This window comes from Pandoraea sp. PE-S2R-1 (assembly GCF_002179865.1).
Classification (GTDB): Bacteria; Pseudomonadota; Gammaproteobacteria; order Burkholderiales; family Burkholderiaceae; genus Pandoraea.
In genome coordinates this window covers 53573-66129 of record NZ_NGUR01000017.1, presented here as the reverse complement: position 1 = coordinate 66129, position 12557 = coordinate 53573, and the positions used below count along the sequence as shown (strand labels likewise).

Sequence of the window (12557 nt, the reverse complement as noted above, 5' to 3'; positions counted from 1 at the left end):
TAGCGTTATTGCGTTGCGGCTCAGAAGAAAATCAAGGTCATCAGCACGAAAAGCGGCAGCAAAATCGCGCCCGACCACAGCATATAACCAAAGAAGCTTGGCATGCGAATGCCGCGTTGCTCTGCAATGGCCTTGACCATGAAGTTGGGCGCATTGCCGATGTACGTGTTCGCCCCCATGAATACGGCACCCGCGGAAATGGCCGCCAGTGTGGCCGCCCCCGACGTCATGAGCGTTGCGGCGTCGCCACCCGCCGTATTGAAGAACACGAGGTATGTCGGCGCATTGTCGAGGAACGACGACAGGATGCCCGTCGCCCAGAAGTACATGACGTTGTCCGGTGCACCGCCCGGACCGGTCACCAGCCGGATCACCCAGCCGAGCGCTCCGGCTTCACCGGCACGCAGAATCGCCACCACCGGAATAATCGTCAGGAAGATGCCCGCGAAGAGCTTACCGACCTCTTTCATCGGCTCCCAGTTGAAGTCGTTGCCGACGCGCGCCGTGCGCGGCGTGATGACGAGCGAAATCACCGTCACGACGAGAAGTCCCACATCCCGCGCCAGATTCTCGAGCGTCAGCGGTGTGCCGAATACGTCGAACACAACGCCCGGCTTCCAGATGCCGCTCATCAGCACCAGGCCCACGGCGACCGCGAGCAGCACGAAGTTGCGCTTGCCTTCGAGACGAAGCGGCGCGGCATGCGGCGTCGGATCGAGTTCCTCGATCTTTGCCTCCACCTTCTGGCGGAAGTAGTACGAATCGATCAGGAAGAAAAGCACCAGCAGGATGGCGCAGGCCATCAGCGTTTCGGGCCAGAGGTGGCGCGTCGTCCAGAAAAACTCGACGCCTTGCAGAAAACCGAGGAACAACGGCGGATCGCCCAGCGGCGTGAGTGAGCCGCCCGCGTTCGCCACCAGGAAGATGAAGAACACCACCACGTGAACGTTGTGCTTGCGGTTGTCGTTTGCGCGAATCAGCGGGCGGATGAGCAGCATGGCCGCCCCGGTCGTGCCCATGATGCTGGCGAGCACCGTGCCCAGCCCCAGCAGCCCCGTGTTGAGCCACGGCCCGCCACGCAGGTTGCCGTGCAGGCAAATACCGCCGGCGGTCGTGAAGAGTGCCGTCAGCAGTACGACAAAGGGAATGTATTCGGCGATCAGCGCGTGTACCGCGCCGTGCCAGGCCGCACCTGCGCCATACACCAGCGCAAACGGCAGCAGAAATGCTGCGCCCCAGAACGCTGCGATCTTGCCGAAGTGGTGATGCCAGAACGCCGGTGCGATCAACGGGCCGAGCGCGATCGACAGCAGCAAGCCTGCGAACGGCAAGCCCCACCACGCGACGAGTTGTGCACCGTCCGGGCCGCCTCCTGCGGCAAGCGCGGCAGGACTGATCAACGTCAGCCCCACGGCGGCGACTACTCCCCAAATGCCCTTCTGCATGGTTTCTGGTTCCTGTTGTTTGATGGACGATCTATTACGAGTCGCCCCTCTCGAAGGAGTGCCCGAAGCGGCAAAAGCTTGGGATATTTCCTATTTGGATCCGAATCAACCGCTCGAAAAGCCCAATACGACAAGCCTGAAGCGGCCTTCGTGAGCAATTCGACTGTTGTCTCACACCCCTTGTACGAAAAAACGAGATCGGAAAGCGTGGTCTCGGCGGGTGCCTCAGTCAGCGCCCCATTCAGGCGCCGTCGACGATGATGACGTGAACGCGGTAGGGCCCGTGGGCACCCAGCACCAGCGTCTGTTCGATGTCGGCCGTCCGCGACGGCCCGGCGATGAAATTGGTCGCACGCGAGAGTTGTCTGCGTTCGGTGCGCATCAGCCCGAAGGCATCTTCATGCCCCGCGACGATGCGCGAGGCCGGTACGACAGCGATGTGCGTCTCGGGCAGCAACGTCGCCGAAGCAAACGTCTCGGGACCGGACATCATCATCAGTGCGCCCGTTTCCGCCACTGCGCAGAAGCAGCCGGTAATGCCGACGAGATCTTCGCCGAGCGGCTTGCGATATTCGACGTGGCAACCGACGCCCGCCCAATCCAGTGCTCGCAACGTCGGCCACGCCACCGCTTGCGTCACGAGCCCGTTCGCTTGCAGGTACTGCGCGGCAGCGGCCGGCACATCCTGCATCGCCGGCACGCGGGCAATCGTGGTCGAGAGCGCTTCGGCCTTGCCGATGAACGTGGCCACGAGATCGTCCGGCATCGCCGGGCGCGGTCCTTGCGGATGACGCGCCAGATAGTCCTCGGCCGCCGCCTGCTCGTTCTCGCGCGCCGCATCAGGGCGATGCTGGGCGTTGCGAATGCGGGCGAAGATGCGATTGCGGGCGTCGGTGGTATCCATGGCTGCGTCCTGAGAGGCCGGCACACCGGTACATGGCCGGCGTCGTGTCGTTTGTTTCGTGGGTGTCGTGTGGCCGCTGGCACGAGTCCAGCGGGCGATGCGCAATTATAGCGGCACGCGATGCCCGCGCACCGGGCATTCGCGCACTATCGGAATGGTCTGTCCCCGCGCTCGGACGAGGCCCAAATCAACGCCGATGCGCCACTCGCCACGCGATTCAGCCCCGGCTGGGCGCCGGCTCCGGTGCAATCTCGAACACCTGGCGCAGATAGGCCAGATACGCATCGTCGTCGCACATATTCTTGCCCGGCGAATCCGACAGTTTGGCCACCGGCTGGCCATTGCAGCGCACCATCTTGATGACGATCTGCAACGGCTGATAACCGAGGTCGTTGGTGAGATTCGTGCCGACGCCGAACGCCAGCTTGCAGCGATCGCGAAAGCGCTCGAATAGTTGCAGCACCTTGGGAATGTCGAGCCCGTCCGAGAAGATCATCGTCTTGGTATGCGCATCGACGCGGTTCTCGCTGTAGTGCTGCAACAGGCGCTCGCCCCAGGCGAACGGATCGCCCGAATCGTGACGCGCCCCATCGAAAAGCTTGCAGAAGTACATGTCGAAATCGCGCAGAAACGCCGACATGCCGTACACGTCGGAGAGCGCAATGCCGAGGTCGCCGCGATATTCCTTGGCCCACGTCTCGAAGCCGAAGATCTGCGAGTCGCGCAAGCGCGGCCCCAACGCCTGACACGCCTGAAGATACTCGTGCGCCATCGTGCCCAGCGGCGTCAGCCCCAATTTCGACGCGTAGTAGACGTTGCTCGTGCCCGCGAACTGTTCGCCCAATTCCTCGCGCAACGTGAGAATGACTTCCTCGTGCCACTCCTTCGAGAAGCGGCGGCGCGTGCCGTAATCGGCGATCTTGCAATCGCGATAGTCCACCGGCTCGGCGAGCATGCGAATCTTGTCGCGCAGCCGCTGACGCCCTTCTTCATAGGCCGGCACGCGTTGGGTATTGCGGAAATACACCTCGTTGACGATCGCGAGCACCGGAATTTCAAACAGGATCGTGTGCAGCCACGGCCCCTGAATCGTGATGTCGATCTCACCGTTGCCCTTGGACGAGGGCTGCACAGTGACGTACTTCTCGTTGAGATGGAAGAGATCGAGGAAGTCGATGAAGTCGCTCTTGATGAAGCGCATGGCGCCGAGATAGCTCAGCTCCGACTCCGTGAACCGCAGGCCGCACAGCAGCCGGATTTCGTCGCGAATCTCGTCGACGTAGGGCGTGAGATCGACGCCTTCCGTGCGGCATTTGAAGCGGTATTCCACCTGCGCCGCAGGAAAGTGATGCAGCACTACCTGCATCATCGTGAATTTGTAGAGATCGGTATCGAGCAGCGACGTGATGATCATGACGACAGGCCCCGGCGGGAGCACGCACAGAAGCAGCGAACGCTGCATATCGGCGATGGGTGCACGACGCATGGGAGTCATCTCCCACATCGCGCACCGCACGCGAGCGAATTTCCGTCCTTGCAAGGCAGATGAGACGTCACCGGCCTAGCAAGGGCACGCTCGATGGTACCGCAAAGCCGCGGCCCATATGACGCCGGCAACACCTGTCACAAGTCGCCGGGCAGCCTCACCCACGACCCCGGGCTGCGCTACAATACGCGTTTTAACGGCCGATCGAAGCCGTTGCGCCCTACGTTCTGGAGTTGGCATGACCCACGTTGTCACCGAAAACTGCATCAAGTGTCGATACACGGATTGTGTCGACGTTTGTCCCGTCGATTGCTTCCGCGAAGGTCCGAACTTTCTGGCCATCGATCCGGACGAGTGCATCGATTGCGCGGTCTGTGTGGCCGAGTGTCCGGCGAACGCCATCTATGCCGAAGAGGACGTCCCGGGCGATCAACAGGAATTCATCGCGTTGAACGCCGAACTCTCGCCGCTGTGGCCGAGCATCACGAAGACCAAGGCCCCGCTGGCCGACGCCGATCAGTGGAAAGACGTGGCCGACAAGCTCAAGCTGCTGGAGCGCTGATTCCAGCGGTGGCAGCCACATTCGATGCAGAAAAAGTGCATTTCGAGTGTTGACAGTGTCTGAAAATCGCCACTATAATCGCTTTCTCTTTTGATCCCCGATAGCTCAGTTGGTAGAGCGCCGGACTGTTAATCCGTAGGTCCCTGGTTCGAGCCCAGGTCGGGGAGCCAAGAATTACCGAAGCGATGGCCTCGCGCACGCGAGGCTTTTGTTTTAGTCGATGCACCGTTACAGCGATGCATGACACCCCAGTTTGATCCTCGATAGCTCAGTTGGTAGAGCGCCGGACTGTTAATCCGTAGGTCCCTGGTTCGAGCCCAGGTCGAGGAGCCAAAGACGCAGAAAGCCTCGCCAATCGGCGAGGCTTTTTTGTTTGCGGCAACGACATTCGCGTTCGCCACCTCCCCCGCTTTCCCCTCTCGAGCACCACCGAACGCCGTCGCTCGTCCGCTCAATACTGCCGCCCCAACGCGACACCCAATAAAAAACGGGGCACCGTTTCCGGTACCCCGTCCTTGTCAGTCACACCAGCACGGACTTACTCGCTGGCGGGTGCCCCGATCGGCGGCACGTGCGAACTGAGCGTTTCCGGACTGTTCACGCTCTCGATCCAGCGACGGCGCATCGGCTGGAGCAGGAACTTCGCCGCAATGGCGGCCGCGATGCTGATCACGGCTGCGGCGATGAACACACGGTCCCAGTGACCACCCACGGCGAGCACCGACGCGAGCGGCACCAGCAGCGCTGCCGTTCCCTTTGCGGTGTACAGCGTACCGGCGTTCGACGCGGCATTCTTGCCACCGAACGTGTCGGCACACAGCGCCGGGAAGATCGAGAAGATCTCGCCCCAGCACAGGAACGTCATCGCAGCGAAGAACACGAACATGTACGGGTTCTGACCGAAGTGCATCAGGCCCAGCATCGCCACCCCTTCGCCAAGGAAGATGATGAACATCGCGTTTTCACGACCGATCTTGTCCGACACGAAACCACACAGCGGACGCGTAAAGCCGTTGCACAGGTTGTCGATCGACAGCGTCATCGTGAGCAGCGGCAGAGTCGCACCGAAGAGCGTCATCGGCATCGAAGCAATGCCGTAGTCCTTCGCGATCGGGCCGATCTGCGCCGTGGCCATCAGGCCGCCTGCGGCCACCGCCACGAAGCACACATAGATCACCCAGAACACCGGCGTGCGAATCATCTGACCCGAGGTGTAGTCGACCTTGGTCGCCAGATTGCGGCGCGACACGGTGACACCCTTCGGCGCACGCGGCTTGACCATCAGCAGCGCGAGGATGAAGATCGCCACGCCCTGCACGATGCCGAAGTTGAAGAACGCCGCTTCGTAGCCCGACTCGCGAATCATGTTCGCAATCGGAATCACCGTCAGCGCCGCCCCTGCACCGAAACCGGCCGCCGTGAGGCCAGCCGCGAGACCGCGCTTGTCCGGGAACCACTTGAGGGCGTTACCCACGCAGGTGCCGTACACGCAACCGGCACCGATACCGGCGATGACGGCTGCCGTATAAAGCACGGTCAGCGTCGTGGCGTACGAATACATGATCCACGAGAGCGCCACGCAGATAGCGCCGCCCGCAACGACCGGACGGGGCCCGAAGCGATCGACGAGCCAGCCTTCGATCGGCACGAGCCAGGTTTCCACCACGATGAAGATCGAGAATGCGACCTGAATCGCCGCGATGCCCCAATGATTCTTGGCCTCCATCGGCTCGACGAACAGCGTCCACGAATATTGCAGATTGGCCACCAGGCCCATACAGATGATGCCGATCACCAGTTGTGACCAGCGCCCTCCCAGAAAAGAGGTTTTCTCCTCCGGTTGCGCAGCTGCTTGCATGACTTGCCTCCTGTTCCTGTCAGACGATTGCCGGCGGCCCGCCCGATCGCACGCACCTGCGCGCTGTGAAGGGGGTACCACCGTCATCGCGTGTCGTCGCGCGTCACGGCTTGGGTGACAGCGCGTACGGCACGCCTCCTGGCGTTGCATGCGGCTCATGGTTGGCCGCTTGATCCTGGAGCGTCGCCTGGCGGCGCGCTCGCGGGGCTCGGGCCCCGGCTGACTGACTTGCGGAAGCGCCAAAGGACACTTCCGGCCCCCGCTTCGGCGCGGCGGCACAGGCGTTTGGCCCGTGCCGGCAAGTTGCCGACTGCCGAAGGGTGGCTACGGTGAAGAATTCGAGTGCGGGTCGCGGGTCTGCGGTGCTGTCGGTTTGCCGACGTCACCTGACAGGCCGCCCCCCGTCACTCAGGCGGGCGCGCCTCGCGGACGCGTGATCGCCGAATCGCCTGCCCACGACGGGCGGCAGGGAGATGAGGACCGCCGGGTGCCCCACGGCCATCGTGAGGACATGGGCGACGGATACGACTGGCCAGCCAGTGCGGTGCAAACGCCGCACTGAGGCTGCCCGAAAGGAAAGGTGTGCTTACCCAACTTGTGTCTCCGACTTGTGCCGCGGCCTGTCCAAACGCCTTCCGGTTCACTCCGGAGGGTCTCGCTGCGTCCGGATTTCCCCGGATTTTTGCGAAACTTTGGTGGCCGCTCCGACAAATTGAATCTGATATACAAGATTCAATATATCGAATTAAGTATTTTTATGGTTCCAAAAGTAGTCGATGCCTGAAGCACTGTCAACCCGAGTGCGCCCGCTTTCGGGTGTCGGTCAGCCCGTGAACGGGGGTTTGCGTAGGCGTGCGACGTGAGCACTTGATAACCGCGAAACGCACGGCAGCCTTACGGGGATGGGGTCACAGGTGGACTGAGACGCGTGTCCCCGTGCCGTCGCGGCGTGGCGACGCACAGCACAAGGTCAGGGAAAACGATGACGTTTTGACAGGTGATGCGAGCGTTCGAAAGACGCTCGTTTGGCGTGGCCGGTGACGCCCGAGGCGACCCGCTGTGGTCAGTCGTGGCGGGTGGTGGCTAGTTGCGGCCGATGGCGGACGACATTGGCGATGTCACCCGCCGCCCAGTCGGTCAGACGACGCCGGTGTCGCCCGAGTTGTCGCGGATGAAAGCGAGGTGTTCGCGCAGCGAGCGCTGCGCGCTGGCGGCATCATGCGACGCCACGGCATTGAAGATGCGGCGATGCTGATCGATCAGTTCGGCCAGATCGGCGCCGTGACCGACGATGGCGCGGTAGTTGTCCACGACCGAGCCGCGCAGCAATTCGAAGATGGCGTGCATCAGGTGAACCAGCACGAGGTTGTGCGTAGCTTCCGCAAGCGCCAGATGGAAATGGGCGTCGAGTTCCGGCACCCGGGTCAGCAACGATGCGCCACGGGCGTCACCGTCTTGACCATCGAGTCCATCACGTCCATCACGCCCATCACGCCCGGCCGCATAAGCCGCCTCCAGCGCCTCGAGCGCCTGCGCCAGCCGGGCAATGTCCTCGGGCGTGGCACGCTCGGCCGCCAGTTCGACGGCCTTGGCTTCGAGCACTTCCCGCATTTCCAGCACGTCGTCGACCGTCTTGCTGTGGCGCGACATCAGTTGCGAGAGCGGTTCGGCGAGCAGTGGCTGACTGGCATTGGCGACCAGATACCCGCCGCCGGCGCGTCCGACGATCAGGCCGCGCGACTCCAACCGCAGCAACGCCTCACGCAACGAGGGCCGCGATACGCCCATCTGCTGGGCCAGATCGCGCTCCGACGGCAGCGCCGAACCGGGGGCCAGACGCCCTTCGACGACCATCGTCTCCAGTTGCTCGTAGACCATGTCGGACAGCCGCAGACGCGGCGGCGGCGTGACCGGCGCAAAGCTCGCGACGGCACCCGGAATATCGCTGGTGGATACAGTGGACATAGGCAGAGACGGCTCGGTAGACGACATGTCGGCTGGGGTTCTCGACGAAAAATACTCAGAGACGCAACGATACAGGATGGCACTCGCGCCGGGGCAGGCCAGCGCCGCCCCGGACGTCCTCGCTTAGCGGTCGACTGGGAATTGCCCTCAAACCAAGGGTTAACCCGGTAGTCGAAATAAGACCATTCCCTTTAGGATGACGTCATCGGACAACTGGTCGACCAGTCTACCAGTAGACCAGATAGAACATAATAACCGTCAACGACCCTTCGAGCACGAGACGCCCATGGCTTCGAATCCTCAACCGACACGCAGTCCGCCCGCCTCGGCCGGACCGGCGGCGCCGGACACGCTTCGCCACGACACGCTCCCGACCGGCACTGCCGGTGCCGCCAACGCCGCTGGCTTGCCCATCGTGTCGGCCGAGCCTGTCTTCCCGGCAGTCGACGAGCACCAGCGCGCAGCCAGACTTGCGGCCTTGCGCGCCGCCGTCCCCGACGCCCTGTGGCTCACCGACCGCGAACAGATCACGCCGTATGAGTGCGACGGTCTGGCGGCCTACCGCCGCTTGCCGCTGGCGGTGGTCCTGCCGTCGGACGAAGATCAGGTGTGCCGCATTCTGCGTGCCTGCCGCGCGCATCAGGTCCCGGTCGTGCCACGGGGCGCGGGCACCGGATTGTCGGGCGGTGCGATGCCGATTACCGACGGCATCGTGCTCTCGCTGGCGAAGTTCAAACGCATTCTCGACGTCGACGCGTACGCGCGAACAGCCACCGTCCAACCCGGCGTGCGCAACCTCGCCGTGTCGGAAGCCGCTGCGCCTTATGGCTTGTACTACGCCCCCGATCCCTCCTCGCAGATCGCCTGCACGATCGGCGGCAACGTCTCGGAAAACTCCGGCGGCGTGCACTGCCTGAAATACGGCCTCACCGTGCACAACGTGTTGCGCGTGCGTGCCGTGACGATGGATGGCGACGTCGTGGAATTCGGGTCGCATGCGCTCGATTCACCGGGCCTCGATTTGCTCTCCGTGTTTATCGGCAGCGAAGGCATGTTCTGCGTCGTGACCGAGATCACGGTCAAGCTCGTGCCGAAACCGCAAGTGGCGCAAGTCGTCATGGCGAGCTTCGACGACGTGGAGGCGGGCGGCAACGCCGTGGCCGCGATCATTGCCGCGGGCATCATCCCGGCGGGTCTCGAAATGATGGACAAGCCGGCAACGCAGGCCGTCGAAGAGTTCGTCCACGCGGGCTACGACCTGAACGCTGCGGCCATCCTGCTAAGCGAATCCGACGGCACCGCGGAAGAAGTCGCCGAAGAAATCGCCCGCGTCTCGGCGGTGCTGCGCGCCTCCGGTGCCACGCGCATTCAGGTGTCGACGTCCGAAGCCGAACGCCTGCGGTTCTGGTCAGGACGCAAGAATGCCTTCCCTGCGGCGGGCCGCATCTCGCCCGACTACTACTGCATGGACGGCACGATTCCGCGCCGCACGATCGGCACGCTGCTCAAGCGGATCGAAGCGATGGAAGTGCAATACGGCCTGCGCTGCATCAACGTCTTCCACGCAGGCGACGGCAACATGCATCCGCTGATTCTGTTCAACGGCAACGATCTCGACGAATGGCATCGCGCCGAAGCGTTCGGCAGCGACATTCTCGAAGCCTGTGTCGAACTGGGTGGCACCGTCACCGGCGAGCACGGCGTCGGTATCGAAAAGATCAACTCCATGTGCGTGCAGTTCTCGCCGGAAGAGCGCGATGCGTTCTTCGCGATCAAGCGCGCCTTCGACCCTGCCGGGTTGCTCAACGCCGACAAGGCGATCCCCACGCGCGCGCGCTGCGCCGAGTACGGCAAGATGCACGTGCGTAACGGCCTGTTGCCGCACCCTGATTTGCCGAGGTTCTGATGTCACAGGCCCCTACGATTTCCCCTCTCGCCACTGAAGCGTCGGGCGCAACGGCCGCACCGATTGCGCAAGACACGCAAGCCGCTCGCCATGCAGCGCAGGCACTCGACGTCATCCGCGCACGCGTGCTCGCGGCCACCGCTGCGGGGACACCGCTCGACATTCACGGCGGCAATACCAAGCGCTGGTACGGTCAGCCGCCATCAGGCGAGCCGCTCGACATGCGCGCCTACGCGGGCATCGTCTCGTACGATCCGGCTGAACTCGTCATCACCGCGCGCGCCGGTACGCCGCTCGCCGACATCGAAGCCGCACTCGCGCAGAAGGGCCAGATCCTGCCCTTCGAGCCGCCGCACTTCGGCCCGGGCGCGACGCTGGGCGGTTGCATCGCCGCCGGTCTGGCCGGCCCTCGCCGCCCGCACGTGGGCGCACCGCGCGACTTCGTGCTGGGCGCCGTGGTCATGAACGGACAAGGACAGGTGTTGCACTTCGGCGGACAGGTCATGAAGAACGTAGCCGGCTACGATGTTTCGCGCGTGCTCGCCGGTGCACTCGGCACCCTCGGCGTGCTGCTCGAACTCTCGATCAAGGTGCTGCCGCAACCGGTCGCCGAAGCTACGTTGCGCTATGCCATGCCGCAAGCGCAGGCCATCGATCAGCTCAATCGCTGGGGCGGCCAGCCGCTGCCGCTGATGGGTTCGGCGTGGCACGACGGCGTGCTCAGCGTGCGTCTGGGCGGCGCGGCGGCCGCCATCGATGCCGCGCGCAGCGCCATGGGCGGCGAACTGATCGACGTGATCGAAGCGCAGCAGTTCTGGCTATCGCTGCGCGAACAGACGCACCCGTTCTTCGCACGCTCACCGATTGGCGCACAAGGCGAAGCGCTCTGGCGTTTGTCGGTACCGCCGACCACGCCGCCGCTCGCGCACGGCGATGAGCAGTTGATCGAATGGGGCGGTGCGCAACGGTGGTGGATTACGCCGCGCAGCGCCGCCGAAGTGCGCGCCATTGCCGCAGCGACAGGCGGGCATGCTACGCTGTTCCGCCACGGCGACAAGTCGGCCGGTGTGTTCACCGCACAACCGGCCGCAATACAAGCCATCGGCGAGCGCTTGCAGCAAGCTTTCGATCCGAGCCGCATCTTCAACCGCCACCGGCTGTACTGCTAAAAGACGATGCAAACGAACCTCGCAGAATTCCTCCGCCACACACCGGATGGCGACGAAGCCGAAGCCATTCTTCGCAAATGCGTGCATTGCGGCTTTTGCACGGCCACGTGCCCGACTTACCAGTTGCTGGGCGACGAACTCGATGGCCCGCGCGGGCGCATCTACCTCATCAAGCAGATGGTCGAAGGCCAGCCCGTGACGCGCGAAACGCAGCGCCATCTGGACCGCTGCCTCACCTGCCGCAGTTGCGAATCGACCTGCCCGTCGGGCGTGCAATACGGTCGTCTGGCCGAAATCGGCCGCCGCCACGTCGACGCGAAAGTCGGCCGCCCGGCCAGTGAGCGCGCGCTGCGCTGGACGCTCGCCCACGTGCTGCCCAATCGCGCGCTGTTTTCACCGGCGCTGCGTCTGGGTCAGCAATTCCGCACGCTGCTCCCCCGGTCGCTGCGCGAGAAGGTGCCGCACCGTCAGCGCTCGGGCAGTTGGCCGCAGGGCAAACACGCGCGCCGCATGCTGATGCTCGAGGGCTGCGTGCAACCCGCCATGCTGCCGAACGTCAACAAGGCGACGGCGCGCGTGCTCGACGCGCTCGGCATCGAGATGGTCCGTCCGTCGTCGGCCGGCTGTTGTGGCGCAATTCGCCTGCATCTGAACTATCACGACGACGGGCTCGACGATGCGCGCCGCAACATCGACGCCTGGTGGCCCGAGATCGAAGCGGGTGCCGAGGCCATCGTGATCAACGCGTCGGGCTGCGGCGCGACCATCAAGGAATACGGCCACCTGCTGCGTCACGACGCGCAATACGCGGGCAAGGCACAGCGTGTCTCCGAGTTGGCGCGCGATCTCTCGGAAGTCATGCTCGATAACGTGGAAGCGTTGCAGCGCCGCATGCCGAACCGGAAGACCGGCAAGATTGCCTATCACCCGCCCTGCACGTTGCAGCACGGTCAGCAGCTCAAGGGCGTGGTGGAGAAGCTGCTCGCGCAGGTTGGCGTGAACGTGATGCTGCCGCAGGACAGCCACATTTGCTGCGGCTCGGCGGGGACATATTCGGTAACGCAGCCGGTGCTCTCGCATCAACTGCGCGACGCCAAGTGGAAGTCGCTCGACGCTCTCGATCCGGAACTGGTGGTATCGGCCAACGTGGGCTGCATCTGCCATTTGCAGGCGACCGCCAAGGGCGAACATTCGCGTGATCACGCGCCGGTCCAGCACTGGATCGAGTTGCTCGACCGGCTGATGACGCCGGCCCAGTGACG

General features: G+C 63.8%; 9 protein-coding genes and 2 tRNA genes. 6 read left to right on the top strand and 5 right to left on the bottom strand.

All coding sequences use genetic code 11. The annotated features are described in order from the left end of the window. Positions 1 to 20: 20 nt before the first annotated feature. From CDV44_RS24220 to pncB, 3 genes are all read right to left on the bottom strand, one after another. Complete coding sequence (locus tag CDV44_RS24220) at positions 21 to 1445, bottom strand: sodium:proton antiporter (protein ID WP_087691246.1); 1425 nt, start codon at positions 1443 to 1445, stop codon at positions 21 to 23. Positions 1446 to 1686: 241 nt separating this feature from the next. Next, entirely contained in the window at positions 1687 to 2349 is a 663-nt protein-coding gene (locus CDV44_RS24215; RefSeq protein ID WP_087691245.1) for a lactate utilization protein C, read from the bottom strand. Positions 2350 to 2566: 217 nt separating this feature from the next. After that, on the bottom strand, positions 2567 to 3763 hold the full coding sequence (pncB, locus tag CDV44_RS24210; protein WP_087691512.1) for a nicotinate phosphoribosyltransferase: 1197 nt from the start codon (positions 3761 to 3763) through the stop codon (positions 2567 to 2569). A 310-nt stretch (positions 3764 to 4073) separates the two neighbouring features. Between pncB and fdxA the strand changes: the two genes are divergently transcribed. The 3 genes from fdxA (at position 4074) to CDV44_RS24195 (ending at position 4730) form a co-directional block, all read left to right on the top strand. Next, complete coding sequence (gene fdxA, locus CDV44_RS24205) at positions 4074 to 4397, top strand: ferredoxin FdxA (RefSeq protein ID WP_058375967.1); 324 nt, start codon at positions 4074 to 4076, stop codon at positions 4395 to 4397. Positions 4398 to 4491: 94 nt separating this feature from the next. Then, positions 4492 to 4567: transfer RNA gene (locus CDV44_RS24200), tRNA-Asn, on the top strand. Positions 4568 to 4654: 87 nt separating this feature from the next. After that, a tRNA-Asn gene (locus CDV44_RS24195) sits at positions 4655 to 4730 on the top strand. Positions 4731 to 4935: 205 nt separating this feature from the next. On the opposite strand, the gene oxlT is transcribed toward CDV44_RS24195, so the two are convergent. Then, positions 4936 to 6255 (bottom strand): oxalate/formate MFS antiporter, encoded by a 1320-nt coding sequence (gene oxlT / locus CDV44_RS24190; protein WP_058375968.1) that lies wholly within the window; start codon positions 6253 to 6255, stop codon positions 4936 to 4938. A 1137-nt stretch (positions 6256 to 7392) separates the two neighbouring features. Next, positions 7393 to 8220 carry a FadR/GntR family transcriptional regulator gene (locus CDV44_RS24185; protein WP_170936093.1) on the bottom strand — a complete coding sequence of 276 codons (828 nt, stop codon included), beginning with the start codon at positions 8218 to 8220 and terminating at the stop codon, positions 7393 to 7395. Between the two features lie 286 nt (positions 8221 to 8506). Between CDV44_RS24185 and CDV44_RS24180 the strand changes: the two genes are divergently transcribed. The 3 genes from CDV44_RS24180 to glcF are packed head-to-tail and all read left to right on the top strand — an operon-like array spanning position 8507 to position 12555. Further along, on the top strand, positions 8507 to 10126 hold the full coding sequence (locus CDV44_RS24180; RefSeq protein ID WP_249277701.1) for an FAD-linked oxidase C-terminal domain-containing protein: 1620 nt from the start codon (positions 8507 to 8509) through the stop codon (positions 10124 to 10126). Then, complete coding sequence (gene glcE, locus CDV44_RS24175; protein WP_087691243.1) at positions 10126 to 11295, top strand: glycolate oxidase subunit GlcE; 1170 nt, start codon at positions 10126 to 10128, stop codon at positions 11293 to 11295. Before CDV44_RS24180 ends, glcE begins: the two co-directional genes overlap by 1 nt. Before the next feature lie 6 nt (positions 11296 to 11301). Continuing rightward, a complete protein-coding gene (gene glcF, locus CDV44_RS24170) occupies positions 11302 to 12555 on the top strand; it encodes a glycolate oxidase subunit GlcF (protein ID WP_087691242.1) in 1254 nt (417 codons plus the stop codon). Positions 12556 to 12557: the final 2 nt, after the last annotated feature.